Source organism: Rhizobium sp. B230/85, from assembly GCF_019355735.1.
Taxonomy (GTDB): Bacteria; Pseudomonadota; Alphaproteobacteria; order Rhizobiales; family Rhizobiaceae; genus Rhizobium; species Rhizobium rhododendri.
This window is the reverse complement of the sequence record NZ_CP072157.1, coordinates 16,323-33,653: the sequence shown is the minus strand read 5'-3', so window position 1 is coordinate 33,653 and position 17,331 is coordinate 16,323. Positions and strand designations below refer to the sequence as shown.

Genomic DNA, 17,331 nt, shown 5'->3' with positions numbered 1-17,331 from the left:
TCACAGTTCGCTGTGGCGCAGGCGCGGATCAAGACCGGGTGCGATATGGCCCATCCCATCTAGGGCCTCTCCTGCGATCGATGCCCTACCCGATCCAGCGACGGTAAATCGACCACCAGCGACAGGCCCTCTTCGCGCCAGTCGCGGGATATTTGGCCACCGAGCTGCTTTTCCACCACGGCTGCGAGAAGTACCCGTCCAAACCCGCGACCCAGCTCCTGCTTCGGAGGAGGACCACCGCGCTCTTCCCAAGTAAGCGTCAACCCGGACCCGGTTTGTACCCAGCTGATGCGCAAGCTGCCTTTTGTTTGTGAGAGCGATCCGTGGACGGCCGCGTTGGCTGTGAGCTCATGCAGCGCCAGCCCAATGGGTTGGTCTGAGGGCGCCGAGATCATCACGCGAGGGCCTTCGATCTCAATGTCGCCGCTGTTGAAAATCTGAACATGCGCCCGGATGATGTCGACTAGCTCGACCTCCTGCCAGCCGTGTTCAGCCAGAAGCATATGCGTTCGCGACAGCGCCTGGACACGGTGCTGAACGGCTGCCGCATAGCTGGCAGCATTATCGGACTTCGATAGGCGGACGATGCTGTCGACGATGGCCAGCACATTCTTGGTCCTATGATCGACTTCAAGAAGCAGGCGGTGTTCAGCTTCTTCAAGCGTGTGGACGCGGCTGTACTCCGTCATGTCGATTTGTGATGCGAAATAGATGCGAGTTCGCCTTGCTCGTCGACGATCGGGCTTATATGCAGCTGGTTGCAGAACGGGGTGCCATACTTCTTGTAGTTCAAAATTTCGACTTTCGTCTCGCCCTCCTGAGCAACGGCTGCGCGGATTTGGGCAATAGCCGTCCTCGATGTCGCTTCACCCTGTAGGAACCGGCAGTTCCTGCCCAGAACCTCCTCCGCGGTGTAGCCGGTCAGATGAAGGAAGGCATTATTGGCAAGCACGATCGGGAAATCAGGTTGTAGCGCGTCCGATACGACTATGGGCATTCTGGTGCGCCGGAATGCGAAGGCAGAAAGCTCTTTTCGGTCGACCATCCCTGGGTTCTTCGCTGCAACGGGAAGATCGCCGTGGATGTCGGATTGTACTGGATCGGCCACGTTCACCTCGGGATTGGACGAGGCTTAGAACGAACACAGCGACGAATAGTTTCCCGGCATTCCGACCCACACGCCAAGTTATCATGCGGTGAACCGAAGAAGCCTCTGCGGTCTGAGTCACGGCCAACGACTGGCGACGAACGATAGAGCTAACTTGTGAAGCGGCTGCTGTTAGCCGTGCCACGATCCCTATCGAAGCGGCAAGTGACTGCTGTTGAGCGGCGACAATCTCGATCAGCCATCTGCAAAAACTGCGCGCCTCCCAGAACGAAGTCGAAAATTGGTTCAGGCTGTCCCGGCGTCGTCATGGGCGAGGTCGGCATGGCCTCAGCTGTTGCTCCGGCGAGATGAAGTGATTCCTCGTAAGAGGTAAGCGCGGCTTCTTTCATCCATTCCCGTGCACTGGCCCCTGAGATCGCGGATGAAGGCCGACGTTGGTTACGGGCTATTCAGAAGGAGCTCTGGCTACCGGTGCAACGGCGGCATCTCCCGCTTCTTTGCACCCACCTACCGACGGCGCCTCCAGCGGTCGGTCACTTCGCTACGCCAGCTGAATCGCCAGTGGAACACATGCGCCGGAATCTCGAGGCAGCCAACCAACAATAACCGGCGCGGTTCTGTCGGAAATCGTACGAACCACAGCAGCATATGGGAAAACCAGCCCGATTGCAGCATAAGCCGTTGATCACGTTTTGGAAAAACCCCGCCTTACGCACGGACGACTGATGAACCTTCCTATTCAGGATGACGTACGAAACCTTTTACTTCGTGCCGCACGTCCAGATGCTTTCGCAATGATCGCACCACATATGCGGACCATCGAACTTCCCCTGAACTTTACGCTCGTCGCACAAGACGAGCCAACGCACAGCGTCTGCTTCCTCGAAAGGGGTTTAGCATCGGTTGTGGCGATAACAGAGGGCGACGAAGAGATGGTAGAGGTCGGCCATATAGGCTCGGAGGGGGCCACAGGACTGCATGTAGCGCTATATGCTGATCAATCACCCACAAAGACATTCATGCAGGGCGAGGGCCATGGGTATCTGGTTCCTGTGCCGGTCATTCGTGCTGCACTGGACAACTTTCCAGAATTCCGTGCGCTGATTTTAATGTACATTCATTCGTTCAAAACTCAGGTTTCTTACACGGCGCTCGCGAATGCCCGGTTCAGCATCTACGAGCGTCTCGCGCGCTGGTTGCTGATGTGCCAAGATCGCCTGGGAAGTGACCTTGGCCTCACACATGAATTTCTGTCCATCATGCTCGGCGTTCGCAGATCAGGCATAACGGACCAGTTGCATCTTCTGGAGGGTATCGGTGCGATCAAAGCAACCCGTGGCAACATCCGCATTCTTGATCGAAACAAACTGGAAGAGATCGCTGGCGGAAGTTATGGCGTGGCAGAGAGAGAATATGAGCGTCTGATTGGTCTGCCATTCAGGACGAGAGGCTAGCCCTTGTGTAAAATTACGCCGGTTCGCGATTAAGTTTCTGCTTCGGAACGAGGGCAGCGCGGCCATGGCCTGCGAGAAGGCTGCATGGGCACCGGATCCACCTTCTTTAGAACTCAATCATATGAAATAAGAGATCATCACTCGCCGTGTGTGTCAGGCGCGAGTGGCTGAGAGACCATTTCCATGCTCTTGCCTGTTCAGGAGCATCAATATCAATGCCTCGATATTTCTTCAACGTTCACGACGGCGTTTCCATAGCGGACACGGTAGGCTCAGAACATCCAGACGTCGACAGCGCGCGAAGCGAAGCGGTGGAGACAATTGCCGAGCGTCTTCGGGGAACCATGCTGGCAGAGGCTGACGTTTCCGCGTGGCTGATGAACGTCGTCGATGAGAGTGGCTTCACTGTCATCGTCCTATCGTTCACGGCCGCCGTCAAAATTATTGATCGGCCTGACGTTGCCGCTATGAAGTCGGCCGCCGGATAGAAATGTCAAAACCGCACAGAGCGATTGCAGGTCTTGGCCACAACCAGCAGATTGACGCATAAACTCACTATTGCCGACGCCTCGGAATGCGTTCGCATGAGTTCGGGCTCTTTCCCGCCGGAGGCTGGGCGATGTCCGACTTTTCGCAGTCGACGGTTTCGAACTTGCTGCTGCGCGCATTGCCGCTTGAGGCGTTCGACATTTTGAAGGCCGCTATGCAGCGGATCGATCTTCCTTTGAAGTTTGAGTTGGTGACACCCGATGTGCCGAACGATCATGTGGTGTTTCTCGAGCGCGGTCTTGGATCGCTTGTCGCCACGAGCAGCGACAACGAAATCGTGGAAGTCGGACATATCGGATATGAAGGCCTGGCAGGCATGCATGTCCTGTTGAAGGTTCCGAAAACACCCAACAAAACGTTCATGCAGGCGGAGGGTGACGGCATCTCAGTGCCGACGTCTGTGTTCCTCGGGATGGTCGAACACGTCCCGGCTGCCAATGACCTGCTCTTGCGATACGTCCATTGTTGCGAGCTCCAGCTTGCGCATTCTGCGCTTGCCAACGCCCGGTATAATATGCCGGAACGGTTGGCGCGCTGGCTGCTGATGTGTCATGACCGTTTGCAGACCGATGACTTGCCTCTCACGCACGAGTTCCTGTCGATCATGCTGGGTGTCCGTCGCTCCGGTGTCACCAACGAAATTCACATTCTCGAAGGTATCCACGCGATCAAGGCGACCCGTGGAAACATCCGGATTGTCGACAGGCAGAAGCTGGAAGATGTTGCCGGAGGATCCTACGGCATACCCGAAGACGAATATGAGGAATATATCGGCTTCCCGATCCGGCGCGCATGAGCGGCTGCATCTGTCAGGGCGACCTGTATCAATCGCCGGGCTCATAAGCATCCGAAAACGGCATCTTCAGCAGGATGTCGCCATCTTCATTACAGATCTCGATGTGACGATGCGAGATGTCGCGGCCTTGGAGGATTGCGGCGCTCATCAGGCCTCGGGCATCCATGATGGCCTCGCGACGAGCATCGTCCAAATCCGCAAGATCGGAGCCTTCACTATCTTCGATGATCTTTGTTCTTGTCGCGATATTGAGGTGGTATATCGGCATTGACCGCCCTTCGCGGATAGCCAACATCCGTCACGACCGACGCTGGCGAGGAACCTGTAACAAGTCTACCCGGTCCTGGACGCTCACGAAACTGTCAAAAACGTACAGTTCATCGTCCACCGCTAGAGTATTCCGCCATTGTGCGCCATAAGCTTCGGATACCTCTCTCGTCATCTGATGGGTTCGAGTGCGGGCTCCCTCCCGTCGGAGCCCGGAAATGCGCGAGATTCAAAGAGCAGATACCCGGAACCGGCTCCTCAAAGCCCTCAGTGAGCAAGCGTTCGTCCTGCTCCAGCCCGGTATGGAACGGGTCGATCTGCCGCTCCGAACGGTGCTGGTGGAAAGTAATCAGCCAAGCACTCATATCTTCTTCCTCGAAAGCGGACTGGCATCGATCGTCGCAAGAACAGCCGATGACGAAGCCATTGAGGTTGGCCACATCGGTTGGGAAGGATTGTGCGGGACGCATCTCCTTCTGAGGCTCGACACCACCCCAAATCGTACCTTCATGCAGATCGACGGGAGCGCTACTAAGGTTCCAGTCGAACTTGTGTATCGCCTTATCGACGAAGATACCGCCTCCCGAGATCTCTTTTTACACTACATCCATACCTGCGAGTTGCAGCTTGCCCATTCGGCACTGGCGAACGGCCGGTACAATATGGCTGAGCGACTGTCGCGCTGGCTGCTCATGTGCCACGACCGTATTCGCGACGACGACATGGCGCTAACGCACGAATTTCTCTCCCTCATGCTGGGCGTGCGCCGCTCTGGAGTGACCGATCACTTACATATCCTGGAAGGGATGCATGCGATCAAAGCCACGCGAGGTCGCATCCGTATCCGGGATCGAGCAAAGCTGGAGGAGATTGCCGGAGGATGCTACGGAGCGCCTGAGCGGGAATATGACCGACTGATCGGGAGCAAGTGACGAAAGGGGCGAAGCAGATCCGCCTCAACCTGCTCCTTGAGCATCTGCAAAAAGGCCGATGGTGCAAACTGCCGAACCAGGTCGGCCTTAAAACAGCGCTCGTTGCCAAGGATCTTGGCTTGGTCGAATCCAGAGGCGATGACCTGCGAACAAGAAGCTATCGACTGACTTCAGGTGGTCGTGCCTACCTGATCGGTTTGCTCGCTTGCTGACTACATAACCACTGGGGCGATGTTCAGCAACGTCCCGTCGCTGAAGCAGTGCGCTGTTCGATCGCCAGGTGTATCGTTAAAGTCGGGTCTCATCCTGTTTTCTATCTCGCTGCAGACGTGCAGCTTTCAGCCGTTCGGTTTTCTCTCGGTCGGCAACACGCTGGGCTTCAAGCACCCTCAATGCCTCGGCTTTCGCCTCCTCGAAACGTCCTCGCGGAGAGGGGCCCCTCGACCGACGCTTCTTGTGTTCCAACTGCTCCATTCCAGCCTCCATGAAAGCTTCTTAATGGAGGAAACTACGTCACACCTCTTTTCATTTCCACACGCCTGCCGGATGAGTACGATACCGCACCTTACAACACCGCGTAAGGCCGCCGTTTTACACGGATCGTCCTATCCGAAGGCTGTGAACAAGGTAAACTGTTGAATCTTGCGGCGCGTCGCGATTGTACGCTATCTGACGCTTCTCCTTTTGGTATTTGGAGATCCGCATCTAGTGACTACTATTGGCCTTCAAAAGGAGGCCGATCATGACCCATAGCTATGCATTTGCATCTTCTGTGGTTGCCGCCCGTGATGCAAGAAGTCTTTGAACCGAAGGTCATGTGATCGAGTGCGGTCTTCTGTGAGGCCTGTAGATACGGCGTTTACAGAAGCCGCTGGCCGGTATGGTGATCTGCGGGTCGGGTCCAAATCTGAATCCCGAGCTCTTCTGCTCATGATTCAAGGCTGGTTTTCCCGATCCAGATCTTTTCGATCATTTGCCCATTCGGGTCGTCGCCTTCTCACACCCCTTTTTCCGACATTAGGCTACCTGCAACACCTTCATCATGTTGTTGGCGCCTGTGCCGGAACTCGATAATCCTCATGTTTTGTCAGCAATGCCCAGACCGTGCGCGCCATCTTGTTGGCCAGTGCGATCGCGACCAACATTCGGGGCTTTCGCGCGAGCATGCGCGCCAACCACGATCCTTCGGGTATGGATTTCCGGCCCAGCCAGTTCAGGCGTGTCATTGCCCCAATAATCAGCAGCCTGCGGATATCAGACTGCCCTGACTTGGAAATGCGTCCCAGTCGTTGTTTGCCGCCCGACGAGAACTGACGTGGCACAAGGCCGAGCCATGCCGCGAAGTCACGGCCACGCCGGAAGTTCTCCATTTGCGGAGCAAAGGCTTCGATCGCCAGGGCTGTCAAAGGGCCAACGCCAGGAATGGTCTGCAAGCGCCGCGCCGTGTCAGCTTCAGCCGACAATGCCTTGATCTTTGCGGTCCGTTCATCGATGCGAGCCGTCTTCTCAGCGATCTGTTTCAACAAGTCGCGGCATTCTTCAAGCATCAACACAGGCAAGTCGCTGTTTTGCCCGTCCAAATCTCTTCAATACGCTTGAAGTGGTTACGACCTTGAGGAACAACATGGCCATATTCATAAAGGCATGCTCTCAGCGCGTTGATCAGTTCTGTGCGCTGATGGACGAGGCGTTCTCGAGCCCGAAACAGAATCGCTCGGCTCTGCTGATCCGCGGATTTTGGCTCCACGAAGCGCATTTCCGGTCGCTGGGCCGCAATTACGATAGCCTCCGCGTCCGTCGCATCGTTTTTCTGTCGCTTGACGAACGGCCGTACATATTGCGCCGCGATCAGCTTCACTTCGTGGCCAAGCCTAACCATCTCACGTGCCCAGTAATGCGCGCTGCCGCAGGCTCCATCACCACCAACGCCGGTGGGTGTTCCGCCATGAACTTGGAAAAGTTGTGCCGTGACAGCTTCTTTCGAAACCTGACTTGCCCGCTCATCGAAGCACCGTGCAGTTGAAAGACATTCTTTGCCAAATCCACGCCAATCATCGTATCGTTCATAACGGTTGCCGTCCTTTCCGCTAAGTGGTCACAACACCACATCTTGGCACATTCCGATGCCGTCTCGGGAGGGCGGCAACCACCCCATCTGAATCCCTCTCAAGTGAAGACCTTTCCCTGCTACACGGCACGCTGCGCAAGTGGTGCGACGAGCGCAGGATTGAGATCAATGCCCCGGAGGCCGAACAGGTCGCTGTCGAACTCATTGACTGGTTTCAATTCGGTCTGCGCCATGAAGACCAGTTGATCGAAATGATCCGCCGGTCCTGATTGCTCATCGTTCCAGCATCCCTGCCTCGAGACGGGCAGCAAGAAAGGTCTCACGTACAACTTCGGCGGCAACCCTCTTCTGCAGCGCTTGGAGACATTGCCGCCGAGCATTGTCATAATGCGGTCCATCCGTGGCAGGCCAGCGATAGGTGAGGTGGTGCAACGCCTCCTCGGGTCCACGGACTGCGTCAGCGATACCGCGGCCAAACCTTATTCGAACAGGAACGCGCCACTGGATCGGAAGGCTGTTTTCGCTCTGCATGGAAATCTCCTCTCGTGAGCGACTAACATGAAGCAAAGCGTTTGGTTGCCGTACGAAACGGTACGAAGAAGAAGGCCTCCCTGGCCCAGACAGAAATGTGCGGTTTCCGACCAAACGCCAAAAACATCGACACCCTGCTAGCTTGGCCTTGGGAGCTGCGCAGCGGAGAAGAGAATATGGATCCAAAGGGACGGCATACGCAAAGCGATCCCTCCGGCATGGGCGACGCGATCTACCGTCAGATTGTCCAAAGCGCCACCGAATACGCCGTTATTACTGCCGCTCTCGACGGCAGGATCACCACCTGGAGTACCGGTGCCAGCAATCTTCTCGGCTATACGCCGGAAGAAGCGGTGGGGCAAAACCTTGCGATGATTTTTTCGTTCGAGGATCAACTTCAGGGCGCGTTCCATGTGGAAATGCGAGATGCGTTGAAAAATGGCCGTGCTGACGACAATCGCTGGCATATTCGAAGGGATGGCAGTCGCCTGTGGGCCTCCGGCCTTCTCATGCCATTGAAAGACGGCACCCATCGCACTGTCGGATTTGTCAAGATTTTGCGTGATCGCACTCACTTTGTCAAACAGGACGAAACGGTGCGCTCAAGCGAGGAGCGGCTGCAACTGATCCTAGAAAGCGCCACAGACTACGCAATTTTCACGTTAGATGATGAGGGTGCCTTGCTGACCTGGAATGCCGGCGCACAACGCATCCTGGGATATGAGCAAGACGAGATAGTCGGCCGCGACGCCCGGATCCTGTTCACACCCGAGGAACGAGAGGCCGGGGCACTCGAATGGGAAATGGAAACTGCAAACAAGGAAGGTCGCGCTGAGAATGAGCGCTTTCACGTTCGAAAGGACGGATCCCGGTTCTGGGGCAGTGGCCTCACGATGCCGCTAAAGGCGCGGCATGACAAGCCTGGCTATCTCAAGATCATGCGCGATGACACCGAACGGCATCTTGCGGACGAACATCAGCAGGTGATGATGCGGGAAATGAGCCATCGCGTAAAGAACAGCCTGATGCTCGTGACCGGAATGTTGGCAATGCAAGCCAGGGCAACCGATATCCCGGAAGTGAAGCGAGTTTTGACGGATGCAGAAACCCGTGTCGCGACCATCGCAGCCGTCCATGACCATTTGTGGCGCCAGCGCGATCTCGAGACCATTGACCTCGCCCCGTTTCTTAAGGATCTTTGCCACCGCTTGGCGCACGCCTCAAGCCGGCACACACTTTCATTCGACGGCACCGCTTGCCGGATCGAGACAGACCGCGCCATCCAGGCGGCGCTTATCGTCAACGAGCTCGTAACCAACGCGTTTAAGCATGCTTACCCGTCAGGCGGGGGCAGAATTGACGTTACGATCAATGCCACTGACGAAATGATTTGCCTGACAGTTGCGGATTGGGGCGTCGGACTGCCAGACGACTTCGATCTGGACGAAAGCTCGAGGAAGAGCCTTGGAATGCGGGTTGTCAAAGGGTTGGTAAGACAGCTCCGGGCAGAGCTTGCTGTGGCAAAAACTGCGCCGGGCACCGCATTGATCACGAAAATTCCAATGAGTTCATGATTGGCTTCCCACGACAGTCCCGCGGCGTGGCTAAGATACTTGGCATGTAAAAACGGGAGCCGAAGCTCCCGCCATTCAGACGTGCCTTGTTGAGCTTTCAGCTGCAACTTCGCCGACGGATAACGCCTTGAAGAATGGCACAAGCTGATAGAGTGCCGACAGCCCGACAAGGACATAGACAATAGTGGCGAGCGCGCTGTCACGGCCACCAAATATTGTGGCAACAAGGTCGAAATCTGCGAGGCCTACAAGAAGCCAATTGATGCCGCCAACGATGACCAGAAGCAATGTAATGAGGTTGATCGCTTTCACGAGAAAATCTCCTTCTGAATAAGGTCTGCATGGAGGGTTTGAAACAAAGTCATCTTGGAAGTGTCAGGTTGTTCAGCCTGCGGATTGCTTTCGTCGCTTGCCTTGCTGAGCGAGCTCCCCGTCAACGATTTCTTCAGATCCTTCCGCCGGGTCTTCGCGCGCGGACGTGTCGGCTTGCTCGACTGAGTGTTCATCAGCAGCGCCATCGGTCTCGTCCATACCCGCCGCGTGCCAATGATCTAGATGACGCCCTTCCGGACGACCTTCCATTTCCCACAATGCATACGCTTTTGAGTGTCTGTCCGTTTCACCGCTCATGTGTCTTCTCCTGTCAACAATAGCCTTCGGGGAAGGCACTGGCGCCTTCCCCGATCACCCAATTCATTCAACGGTTGTTGCCGCCGGACGACTGGCCGCCCTTCTTGCCTGCTTCAGATGCACGCTCGGTGTCGTTTGCGAAGTTTCCGCCGGAGGCCTGGCCACCTTTGCTGGCGATGTCGCGCTGCTTGTCATCGTCCATCGACGCGAAACCGCGCTTGCTCGTATCTCCGCCCGACTGATTTCCGTTCTGTGAGTTTGGCATAATTTTTCTCCTCTGTTTTTGCTGGACCTTTCCAGCACGGAGAAGCAACTTTGCTCTTCGAAAAGGGTTCCCGGACGGTCAGAAACCGTACTGTTCAGTTTCGTGCCCTTTAAGGATCGGTAAGCGTCGGGCGCAGCGTCGTAAATTTCAGCCCTTCAGAAGCGCCGTCCCACTGTGCGCTTCGCACAAACAGGAACCAATGTTCCTCACTGGGGTTTGGCTGAAGTCCAAAGACACACATGGGGGAAAAGGCATGCGGTTGACACCGACAATGCTCCACGGGTTTGTGGACTATCCCGTCGGCTGCCTAGACAACATCCCGTTCGGCGCCGCGATGAACAAGGGCCTGACGATCCGAACCGACCAGCCCCACCTCAATCGCTACCTGCTCGATCTGCTTCACCTCATTGAGGAGGGCGACATCATCACGCATCGGGCCAAGCCCGAAGATGGACCTGCACTGTACGAAAACTTCCGTGACAAGGAGGACAACTGCATCAAAGTGGTCCTGACGGCGTAAAGATGATGGACGCTGGTGCCAAAGCCCTCAAGGACGCGCGTTGCCGCTTCGAAGCCAAATATGGCATCGAGGCTTTTCTCGATACGATGGCCGCGATCATGCAGGACCGCCTTGGTGACCATGGCCTGAACATCGAATTCTTTGACGACGAAATCGGAGATCATAGTGAAGAAGCAGTCAGAAGTGGTGGTGATCACCGGAGCATCCAGCGGGATCGGGCAGGCTACCGCTGAGGCCTTCGCGCGTGCCGGCGCCAGGCTCGTGATTGCCGCCCGATAGCATTGCGCATCCGCAACAAAGCTCGCGCTGGGCCACCCCAAAAGCCATATGAAGACCTCGCAAGTTTGTTGAACGAACTCCAGAGCAATCTGAAGAGGCCTGAATAACGAAGGCCTTCTCGCCCATCCCAGGATGCGAAGTTGTGCGGTTTCGCACATTGTCGGACGACGCCCGTCAAGCGTGTATAATCAACGCATCCAAACACGAGAAAGGGCTGCTCCGATGCGCACTCCGAATATCCTTCTCCTGGAAGATGAAGCTCTTATAGCAATGGATGTCGAGACGATGCTGACTGACATCAAAGCGGGGTCGGTGACGAGTATTGCGTCATGCGCCGACGCATTGAAATGGCTAGCCTATAACACTCCCGACGTCGCGATCCTCGACATTTTCCTGCTAGACGGTGAGTGTATTGAGGTTGCAGACATCCTTGTTGAACGTGATGTCCCGTTCGTTGTGCACAGCGCCCGAAGAAAAGTCTCCCACGACAGCCATCACATCTTTCTCAAAGGCGTTTGGATATCGAAACCCGCAGTTCCGGAAGAACTGGCACGAACTGTCAAAGCTCACCTTTCAAAATCACGTTCCGTGGCGGCTTGATACCCGCAACGGAGCTAACTGATAATGTCGGGACGGCTACCGGTCGTCGCCCCTGCACCATCGGTGAGTCGTTGAGAGGAGTTCACTGGAAAATCCGGCATCATGGTTGGCCGCTACCGCCGGCGCCATAGAGTGGCCGCCGCATACCCCGATCCCGTGCCGATTTCCAGGACGTGATCTGACGGTTTGATCTCGGTCGCTTCTGCGATCCTTGCGACGATGAACGGCCGGGAGATCATCTGGCCGCTCCCGATCGGCAACGGGCTATCTTCATAGGCGAATTCTTCAAAGGACGCATTCGTCTCGCACCCCTCTGCGGGCAATGTGCGCATCGACCCTGCGATGTCGGGCATGCATGCTCGTAGTCCACGTCGTCGTCAGTGTCTCCCTTGAGCGTTCGAGTCAAGGCCGGAGCGTCCGGCGTGCGTGGATGAAGACATGCGGTGGCCGTTCTGCAATCCAATGCGATGACTGCAACGCCTGTTTGCTGGCACGCTAACCGGCAGCCACCCTCTTCAGTTCCAACACTCGGTGAGAAATTGTTTTACCCTGCGAGAGGCCCAAAAATTGGGCTGGCAAGGTTCAGGAGGATAAGGAAAGGATTAACCCAACAACAAGTTCTGCCTCATCTTGTGCGGACGTCGTTCCGGAAAAAGACCTTGGTTGCGTTAAATGGCTCATTCCGTTGCGACGCCTGGTGGAAGATCGCTAGCGCTTCTTGGTGTGGGATTTCGCTCGAGGTCCGCGATCAAGTCTTTCATCTCCTTGATTTCCCGCACCTGCGCGTCGATGATCCCATCTGCCAATTTGCGCACGCGGGGATCCTTGATATGCGCTCTGGCACTCGTCATGATAGCGATCGAATGATGCGGGATCATCGCTTTCATGTAGGAGACGTCATCGACCGTCTCCTGGCTCCGGACGAGCCATAGCGCCATCGAGAACACGATGATTGCACTGATGGTAATTGCCACGTTCAAAGGTCGGTTCGGATACATCGACCACATGAAGACAATCATGATCACCGCCATGACCGCTCCCATCAGCAAAGCCATCCAGGTGCGGGTCTGGCTATAGAAAAGATGATCCAGCGCAAACGTATTCAAATACATCAGACCGAACATGATGACGGTGGAAACCAGGATCATTCCGGCAAATCGCATGTAGCTCATCATAAACCTCGACCATTGGCCGCCAATCAGGCGATCCCTCCAACCGCAGTTCGATGCTGTGACTGAACGATCAGCAAGAGCATCGTCGGCATTGCGATCATCATTCATCTATACGCTTGCCGATGCCGCGGAGACGGCGAAGTGTCGTTGCGGATGAGCCAGCCCGGTGAATATTCAGAGCTTCTCATAGAACACGTTCAGCGTGGCCACTTAGACGGCGAGCTTAGTGAGGGACGCATGCGCCGTCATCCGGCCGGGCTCATGCAACCAAAACCAGTCGTTAAAGCCGAACGTCGATGTTGAGCCGTCCTTACCAGGCACATCGCGCGTATATGTCCAATGAAATGCATTGCCTTTCTGCTCACCGGTCGCCAAGCCATCGATATGGGTCTCGCGTCCCTCATAGGAGGTGTGCGATCGCTTAATGATCGTCCAAACGAGCGTGCCGACGTGTCCATCATCGAACGTATAAAGTTCGCGAAGAGCAAGCGTGTTGGCAGCCTCGTCCCACCGGCCCTCCGCCTCAATCGAAAAGCGGTTTTGGAGGCCGCCGAGACGTCCCATGGTAATGCCCCACCCTCGTAGTCGCCCGTCGAAAAATTCTTCAAGAAGGAAGGTCGGCGTATTCGATCTAAAGTTGTCAATATTCATAATAGCGATCCGTATCGGCCGGCTTTGCTGAGATTGAAACAAGCGAACGCTTTATGGCTGACCACTTCCGCCTGCTGCGCCGTAAACCTGTCCGGTCGCATAGCTTGCTTGCGTATCGGCCAGTTGAACGTAGATCGAGGCAAGCTCGGCCGGCTGGCCGGGACGACCAAGCGGCGTGTCGCTTCCGAATGTCTGAAGTTTTTCCATTGTTGCACCACCGCTCACCTGGAGAGGTGTCCAGATCGGGCCTGGTGCCACGCCATTGACGCGGATGCCCTTGGGCCCGAGTTGCTTGGCCATCGACTTGGTGAAGTTCATCGCCGCCGCCTTGGTGATGGCATAGTCTACCAGGTTCTCCGATGGGTCATAGGCCTGCTCGGACGTCGTCTGGATGATTGCCGAGCCCGGCTTGAGATGTTTGAGCGCGGCCTTGGTCAACCAGAACATCGCATAGATGTTGGTCTTCATCGTCGTGTCAAAGGCTTCCGTGGTGATGTCCGAAATCGATGCTGCCTGTTGCTGGCGGCCTGCGTTGTTGACGAGGATATCGAGACCGCCGAGCGCCCTGACGGCATCCTCGACAAGCTTTTCGCAGAAGGCTTCATCGCGAAGATCGCCCGGTAGAGCAATGCCTTTGCGGCCCTCGTTTTCGATCAGAGCGATAACTTCCCTGGCGTCAGGTTCCTCAGCCGGCAGATAGTTGATAGCGACATCGGCACCTTCGCGAGCGTAAGCAATGGCGGCTGCGCGCCCCATGCCGGAATCGCCGCCGGTGATCAGCGCCCTCATGCCTGAAAGGCGGCCAGACCCCTTGTACGACGTCTCGCCATGGTCGGGCTTCGGGTTCATCGTTCCCGCCAGCCCAGGAAACGGCTGGGACTGTTTCTCAAATGGGGGCTTTGGATATTTTGTCGTCGGGTTTTCCATGAGGGCCACTTTTTGGGAATTGACGGCCACTGCTCTGGCCATGAGAGGAAATGTCGAGGCGGCAAGAGTTGCGCTTGCAGCGGCGAGCACGGTGCGGCGGCTGAGATGGACGGAAAAAGGGTGTGGCATTGACTTATCCCGCTTCAATTCTTGCCGGAGCCAGGTTCAGCCATCTTGGCATGCTGATGCGCCAACATGCTGGCCGGTGTGACGTTGGCAACGGCTGCCTGCAGCTTGTTTTTCCAGCCGCTGACGACGTCGCCCTCGCCGTCCATCATGGCGTCAAAGCCGATCCGCGCGACGTCCGCAGGATCGTCCTTTTCGGCTTGGCCGACAGATGTGTCCATGAGGTCGGCCCTCTTGAAGAACTCGGTCTCGGTCGCACCCGGCATCAGGCAACTCACTGTAATGCCGGTGTCCTTGAGTTCTTCACGCAGGGCAAAAGAGAAGCTGTTGATGAAGGCCTTGGTGCCGTTATAGACGGCCTGATAGGATCCCGGCATAAAACCTGCGATCGAGCCGGTTAGCAGGATGCGGCCCTCGCCGCGGCTCCGCATCAAGTTACCGACTTGCTGTACAAGGTAGATCGTGCCGACGATGTTGGTATCGACAACTTTGCGCGCTTCCGCAAAGGTCTGGTCGAGGAAGCCTTTTCCCAGCCCGCGACCGGCATTTGCCATCAGTAAATCAACAGAGCGGCCAGATGCCTCGATCGCCTCGAGAAGTCGGTCAACGCCCTCCTCGGTCGAGAGGTCGGCTTCTATCGCCTCGACAGGCGTTCCAATTTGCTTGAGGATCTCGGCAGCTTCGTTTATTCGCGGCTCATCCGCAGCGATAATCAAGTCGTAGCCTTCTTCAGCCGCGCGTTTCGCTAGTTCGAATCCGATACCTGTCGATGCGCCGGTGATAACGGCCAGGCCTTTTCCTGTTTCGATCGCCATGTTCTTTCTCCTTATGGCTTCAGGACGACTTTGACGCAGCCGTCCTTCTTTTCGAGGAAGGTCTTGTAGAGGTCCGGTCCGTCTTCCAGGCTGCCCGTATGGGTGATGATGAAGGATGGATCGATCTCGCCGTTCTGGATGCGGTCCATGAGGATCGGCAGATAGTGCTGAACCGGTGTCTGGGCCATCTTGAACGTCAAGCCGCGATTGATCGCCGAACCCATCGGGATCTTGTCCAGGAACCCGCCGTAGACGCCGACGATCGACACCGTTCCGAAGTTTCGGCAGCAATGTATCGCCTGGCGAAGAACGTGCGGTCGGTCCGTGCCCATGAAGGTCGCGACCTTGATGCGATCGATGCGGGCATCCCAGCTTGCGGATGGGTCTGATTCCGTTCCGACCGCATCGATGCAAGCGTCGGCTCCGCGGCCGTTGGTCAGTTCGATGATCCGGTCGTAAATGTCCTCGTCCATGTAATCCAGGGTGATGGCTCCCGATTGTGCGGCGAGCGGCAGCCGTTCGGGTACGGTATCGATCGCGATGACCCGCTCCGCTCCGAGGATGAACGCTGACTTGATCGCCATCTGGCCAACAGGCCCGCAGCCCCAAATGGCGATGGTGTCGCCCGGCTGGATGTTGCAAAAATCGGCGGCCATATAACCTGTTGGAAAAATGTCGGAGAGGAAAAGCACCTGCTCATCGGTCAGGCCTTCCGGCACCTTGATGGGACCGACATCGGCATAAGGCACGCGGAGGTATTCGGCTTGGCCGCCGCTGAACCCGCCTAACAGATGGGTATAGCCGAACAGGCCAGCAGGTGAGTTACCCCACATCTTGGTGACCTTTTCGGGCTTTGGGTTCGAGCGTTCGCAGCCAGAGAAAAAGCCGCGGGTACAGAAGAAGCATTCACCGCAAGCGATCGTGAATGGCACCACCACTCTGTCGCCGACTTTCAGCTTCTTGTTGTCCTTGCCGACCTCGACCACCTCGCCCATGGTTTCGTGGCCCATGATGTCGCCGCTGTGCATGTCGGGCATGACGCCGTTGTAGAGATGGAGATCTGATCCGCAGATTGCGCAAGCCGTGACCTTGATGATGGCATCGCGGCCCTGCTCGATCTGGGGGTCGGGAACGCTTTCGCAGCGGATGTCGTGCTTGCCATGCCATGTCAGTGCTTTCATGATGTCCTCCAAGATTGTCGCGGGGCGCGGCGCGACAGCTTGGCTTGCAAACGACAGGTCTTCGGACTTGTTCCGTGGCTTCGACGCTTGTACGGAAGCGCACGAACTTACGAATCCACAAACGTTGCTGTCCTCGACAGGAACTTTGATGGGAAGGCGTCGTTTTCTTTGCTTCATCGAAGCAAGAGGAGAAGTCCAATGCCCCAGGGTGACAAGTCAGCTTATACCGACAAGCAGAAGCGCAAGGCCGAACATATCGAGGAAGGCTACGAGGATCGTGGCGTTTCCGATAAGGAAGCTGAGCGGCGCGCGTGGGCTACCGTCAACATGGAGAGCGGCGGCGGCAAGAAGTCCGGCTCGGGCCGGGGCCATGAAGAAAACCATGCCTCTTCCGAAAAAGGTGGACGTAAAGGTGGTGCCGCGGCTGCGTCGCGGACCAAGGAAGAGCGTTCCGCTTCAGCCAAAAAGGCTGCTGCAACCCGGAAACGCAACGAGCACCATGCCCATCACTAAGTTGGCACGGCGTCATCACCGATGGCGCCTTTCCTCGAGGAGGCCACCCATGCCGAAGAAGAAATCAAAGCAGAAATGGTCGCAGGACGTGACCGACACAAGCGACGCGATGGACCTCGAAGGCGGGGTGTTCAAGCAACGCAGCGCCAAGAAGATCGCGGACTCGCTCAAACAGTCCGCCGAGGAAAGCCCCCGGCGAAAGGCGAGCCCATTTCAGTCTGCGATGTCGATGCTCACCTTTTACATCAATCGTGCCGGCAAGCAGCTGTCCAAATCGCGCCTGGCGACATTGGACCGGGCCAAGGACGAATTGCGCAAGGACTTCGGCAAGCAGCCGAAGCGCTGACAGGCCGCCCACTTGATGCCGGAGTAC

21 protein-coding genes and 4 pseudogenes are annotated in these 17,331 nt (G+C 56.5%); 11 read left to right on the top strand and 14 right to left on the bottom strand.

Annotated features, from left to right (window positions below; translation table 11 throughout):
• Positions 1 to 59: 59 nt before the first annotated feature.
• Positions 60 to 1,108 (bottom strand): annotated as a pseudogene (locus J5289_RS18350) (HWE histidine kinase domain-containing protein).
• A gap of 725 nt (positions 1,109 to 1,833) precedes the next feature.
• On the opposite strand from J5289_RS18350, the gene J5289_RS18345 reads away from it, so the two are divergent.
• The 3 genes from J5289_RS18345 (at position 1,834) to J5289_RS18335 (ending at position 3,907) form a co-directional block, all read left to right on the top strand.
• Entirely contained in the window at positions 1,834 to 2,562 is a 729-nt protein-coding gene (locus J5289_RS18345; protein WP_209208051.1) for a Crp/Fnr family transcriptional regulator, read from the top strand.
• Between the two features lie 215 nt (positions 2,563 to 2,777).
• Positions 2,778 to 3,050, top strand: coding sequence for a hypothetical protein (locus J5289_RS18340; protein ID WP_209208050.1), 273 nt, complete (start codon positions 2,778 to 2,780; stop codon positions 3,048 to 3,050).
• Between the two features lie 131 nt (positions 3,051 to 3,181).
• Positions 3,182 to 3,907, top strand: a complete 726-nt coding sequence (locus tag J5289_RS18335; protein WP_209208049.1) for a Crp/Fnr family transcriptional regulator — start codon at positions 3,182 to 3,184, stop codon at positions 3,905 to 3,907.
• A gap of 28 nt (positions 3,908 to 3,935) precedes the next feature.
• Here the strand turns inward: J5289_RS18335 and J5289_RS18330 are convergent, their stop codons facing one another.
• Entirely contained in the window at positions 3,936 to 4,202 is a 267-nt protein-coding gene (locus J5289_RS18330; RefSeq protein WP_307877428.1) for a hypothetical protein, read from the bottom strand.
• Positions 4,203 to 4,392: 190 nt separating this feature from the next.
• Here J5289_RS18330 and J5289_RS18325 point away from each other — a divergent pair, with 190 nt between their 5' ends.
• Positions 4,393 to 5,106, top strand: coding sequence for a Crp/Fnr family transcriptional regulator (locus J5289_RS18325; protein ID WP_209208048.1), 714 nt, complete (start codon positions 4,393 to 4,395; stop codon positions 5,104 to 5,106).
• 1,040 nt (positions 5,107 to 6,146) lie between these two features.
• Here the strand turns inward: J5289_RS18325 and J5289_RS18320 are convergent.
• The 3 genes and pseudogenes from J5289_RS18320 to J5289_RS29865 all read right to left on the bottom strand — a co-directional run bounded on the left by J5289_RS18320 (position 6,147) and on the right by J5289_RS29865 (position 7,705).
• A pseudogene (locus J5289_RS18320) lies at positions 6,147 to 7,173 on the bottom strand (IS110 family transposase).
• Between the two features lie 120 nt (positions 7,174 to 7,293).
• Positions 7,294 to 7,560 carry a hypothetical protein gene (locus J5289_RS18315; RefSeq protein WP_209207774.1) on the bottom strand — a complete coding sequence of 89 codons (267 nt, stop codon included), beginning with the start codon at positions 7,558 to 7,560 and terminating at the stop codon, positions 7,294 to 7,296.
• Positions 7,448 to 7,705, bottom strand: coding sequence for a DUF982 domain-containing protein (locus tag J5289_RS29865; RefSeq protein ID WP_209207745.1), 258 nt, complete (start codon positions 7,703 to 7,705; stop codon positions 7,448 to 7,450). Before J5289_RS29865 ends, J5289_RS18315 begins: the two co-directional genes overlap by 113 nt.
• A 176-nt stretch (positions 7,706 to 7,881) precedes the next feature.
• Between J5289_RS29865 and J5289_RS18305 the strand changes: the two genes are divergently transcribed.
• On the top strand, positions 7,882 to 9,279 hold the full coding sequence (locus J5289_RS18305; RefSeq protein ID WP_209207770.1) for a sensor histidine kinase: 1,398 nt from the start codon (positions 7,882 to 7,884) through the stop codon (positions 9,277 to 9,279).
• Positions 9,280 to 9,354: 75 nt separating this feature from the next.
• Here the strand turns inward: J5289_RS18305 and J5289_RS18300 are convergent, their stop codons facing one another.
• The 3 genes from J5289_RS18300 to J5289_RS18290 form a co-directional block, all read right to left on the bottom strand.
• On the bottom strand, positions 9,355 to 9,591 hold the full coding sequence (locus J5289_RS18300) for a DUF378 domain-containing protein (protein WP_209207746.1): 237 nt from the start codon (positions 9,589 to 9,591) through the stop codon (positions 9,355 to 9,357).
• Positions 9,592 to 9,663: 72 nt separating this feature from the next.
• A complete protein-coding gene (locus tag J5289_RS18295; protein ID WP_209207747.1) occupies positions 9,664 to 9,909 on the bottom strand; it encodes a DUF2934 domain-containing protein in 246 nt (81 codons plus the stop codon).
• Positions 9,910 to 9,976: 67 nt separating this feature from the next.
• Positions 9,977 to 10,174 carry a general stress protein gene (locus J5289_RS18290; protein WP_209207748.1) on the bottom strand — a complete coding sequence of 66 codons (198 nt, stop codon included), beginning with the start codon at positions 10,172 to 10,174 and terminating at the stop codon, positions 9,977 to 9,979.
• A 301-nt stretch (positions 10,175 to 10,475) separates the two neighbouring features.
• On the opposite strand from J5289_RS18290, the pseudogene J5289_RS18285 reads away from it, so the two are divergent.
• The 4 genes and pseudogenes from J5289_RS18285 to J5289_RS18275 all read left to right on the top strand — a co-directional run.
• A pseudogene (locus J5289_RS18285) lies at positions 10,476 to 10,694 on the top strand (glutathione-dependent formaldehyde dehydrogenase); the annotation flags it as partial.
• Between the two features lie 2 nt (positions 10,695 to 10,696).
• A complete protein-coding gene (locus tag J5289_RS29270) occupies positions 10,697 to 10,927 on the top strand; it encodes a hypothetical protein (RefSeq protein ID WP_257625486.1) in 231 nt (76 codons plus the stop codon).
• Positions 10,887 to 10,970: pseudogene (locus tag J5289_RS18280) on the top strand (gluconate 5-dehydrogenase); the annotation flags it as partial. The gene J5289_RS29270 and the pseudogene J5289_RS18280, both read left to right, overlap by 41 nt.
• Positions 10,971 to 11,195: 225 nt before the next feature.
• Positions 11,196 to 11,573 (top strand): response regulator, encoded by a 378-nt coding sequence (locus tag J5289_RS18275; RefSeq protein ID WP_209207749.1) that lies wholly within the window; start codon positions 11,196 to 11,198, stop codon positions 11,571 to 11,573.
• A gap of 113 nt (positions 11,574 to 11,686) precedes the next feature.
• On the opposite strand, the gene J5289_RS18270 is transcribed toward J5289_RS18275, so the two are convergent.
• From J5289_RS18270 to J5289_RS18245, 6 genes are all read right to left on the bottom strand, one after another.
• On the bottom strand, positions 11,687 to 11,926 hold the full coding sequence (locus J5289_RS18270; RefSeq protein ID WP_209207750.1) for a protein-L-isoaspartate O-methyltransferase: 240 nt from the start codon (positions 11,924 to 11,926) through the stop codon (positions 11,687 to 11,689).
• Positions 11,927 to 12,250: 324 nt separating this feature from the next.
• Positions 12,251 to 12,745 carry a DUF305 domain-containing protein gene (locus tag J5289_RS18265; protein ID WP_209207771.1) on the bottom strand — a complete coding sequence of 165 codons (495 nt, stop codon included), beginning with the start codon at positions 12,743 to 12,745 and terminating at the stop codon, positions 12,251 to 12,253.
• A gap of 210 nt (positions 12,746 to 12,955) precedes the next feature.
• Complete coding sequence (locus J5289_RS18260; protein ID WP_209207751.1) at positions 12,956 to 13,396, bottom strand: DUF3833 family protein; 441 nt, start codon at positions 13,394 to 13,396, stop codon at positions 12,956 to 12,958.
• Positions 13,397 to 13,447: 51 nt separating this feature from the next.
• Positions 13,448 to 14,365, bottom strand: a complete 918-nt coding sequence (locus J5289_RS18255) for an SDR family oxidoreductase (RefSeq protein ID WP_247750801.1) — start codon at positions 14,363 to 14,365, stop codon at positions 13,448 to 13,450.
• A gap of 101 nt (positions 14,366 to 14,466) precedes the next feature.
• Positions 14,467 to 15,264, bottom strand: coding sequence for an SDR family oxidoreductase (locus tag J5289_RS18250; protein WP_209207752.1), 798 nt, complete (start codon positions 15,262 to 15,264; stop codon positions 14,467 to 14,469).
• Between the two features lie 11 nt (positions 15,265 to 15,275).
• A complete protein-coding gene (locus J5289_RS18245) occupies positions 15,276 to 16,445 on the bottom strand; it encodes a zinc-dependent alcohol dehydrogenase (RefSeq protein ID WP_209207753.1) in 1,170 nt (389 codons plus the stop codon).
• A 198-nt stretch (positions 16,446 to 16,643) separates the two neighbouring features.
• On the opposite strand from J5289_RS18245, the gene J5289_RS18240 reads away from it, so the two are divergent.
• Positions 16,644 to 16,958: a plasmid stabilization protein gene (locus J5289_RS18240; RefSeq protein ID WP_209207754.1), complete on the top strand. Its 315-nt coding sequence runs from the start codon at positions 16,644 to 16,646 to the stop codon at positions 16,956 to 16,958.
• Between the two features lie 49 nt (positions 16,959 to 17,007).
• The gene (locus tag J5289_RS18235; protein WP_209207755.1) at positions 17,008 to 17,304 is read left to right on the top strand and encodes a DUF3175 domain-containing protein; all 297 of its coding nucleotides are present in this window, start codon (positions 17,008 to 17,010) and stop codon (positions 17,302 to 17,304) included.
• Positions 17,305 to 17,331: the final 27 nt, after the last annotated feature.

Excerpts from the sequence above, each read along its gene's own strand:
- J5289_RS18345 (WP_209208051.1), top strand. The coding sequence starts at position 1,834 with ATGAACCTTCCTATTCAGGATGACGTACGAAACCTTTTACTTCGTGCC.
- J5289_RS18340 (WP_209208050.1), top strand. The coding sequence starts at position 2,778 with ATGCCTCGATATTTCTTCAACGTTCACGACGGCGTTTCCATAGCGGAC.
- J5289_RS18335 (WP_209208049.1), top strand. The coding sequence starts at position 3,182 with ATGTCCGACTTTTCGCAGTCGACGGTTTCGAACTTGCTGCTGCGCGCA.
- J5289_RS18330 (WP_307877428.1), bottom strand. The coding sequence starts at position 4,202 with ATGTTGGCTATCCGCGAAGGGCGGTCAATGCCGATATACCACCTCAAT.
- J5289_RS18325 (WP_209208048.1), top strand. The coding sequence starts at position 4,393 with ATGCGCGAGATTCAAAGAGCAGATACCCGGAACCGGCTCCTCAAAGCC.
- J5289_RS18315 (WP_209207774.1), bottom strand. The coding sequence starts at position 7,560 with ATGACAATGCTCGGCGGCAATGTCTCCAAGCGCTGCAGAAGAGGGTTG.
- J5289_RS29865 (WP_209207745.1), bottom strand. The coding sequence starts at position 7,705 with ATGCAGAGCGAAAACAGCCTTCCGATCCAGTGGCGCGTTCCTGTTCGA.
- J5289_RS18305 (WP_209207770.1), top strand. The coding sequence starts at position 7,882 with ATGGATCCAAAGGGACGGCATACGCAAAGCGATCCCTCCGGCATGGGC.
- J5289_RS18295 (WP_209207747.1), bottom strand. The coding sequence starts at position 9,909 with ATGAGCGGTGAAACGGACAGACACTCAAAAGCGTATGCATTGTGGGAA.
- J5289_RS18290 (WP_209207748.1), bottom strand. The coding sequence starts at position 10,174 with ATGCCAAACTCACAGAACGGAAATCAGTCGGGCGGAGATACGAGCAAG.
- J5289_RS29270 (WP_257625486.1), top strand. The coding sequence starts at position 10,697 with ATGATGGACGCTGGTGCCAAAGCCCTCAAGGACGCGCGTTGCCGCTTC.
- J5289_RS18275 (WP_209207749.1), top strand. The coding sequence starts at position 11,196 with ATGCGCACTCCGAATATCCTTCTCCTGGAAGATGAAGCTCTTATAGCA.
- J5289_RS18270 (WP_209207750.1), bottom strand. The coding sequence starts at position 11,926 with ATGCCCGACATCGCAGGGTCGATGCGCACATTGCCCGCAGAGGGGTGC.
- J5289_RS18265 (WP_209207771.1), bottom strand. The coding sequence starts at position 12,745 with ATGAGCTACATGCGATTTGCCGGAATGATCCTGGTTTCCACCGTCATC.
- J5289_RS18260 (WP_209207751.1), bottom strand. The coding sequence starts at position 13,396 with ATGAATATTGACAACTTTAGATCGAATACGCCGACCTTCCTTCTTGAA.
- J5289_RS18255 (WP_247750801.1), bottom strand. The coding sequence starts at position 14,365 with ATGGCCAGAGCAGTGGCCGTCAATTCCCAAAAAGTGGCCCTCATGGAA.
- J5289_RS18250 (WP_209207752.1), bottom strand. The coding sequence starts at position 15,264 with ATGGCGATCGAAACAGGAAAAGGCCTGGCCGTTATCACCGGCGCATCG.
- J5289_RS18245 (WP_209207753.1), bottom strand. The coding sequence starts at position 16,445 with ATGAAAGCACTGACATGGCATGGCAAGCACGACATCCGCTGCGAAAGC.
- J5289_RS18240 (WP_209207754.1), top strand. The coding sequence starts at position 16,644 with ATGCCCCAGGGTGACAAGTCAGCTTATACCGACAAGCAGAAGCGCAAG.
- J5289_RS18235 (WP_209207755.1), top strand. The coding sequence starts at position 17,008 with ATGCCGAAGAAGAAATCAAAGCAGAAATGGTCGCAGGACGTGACCGAC.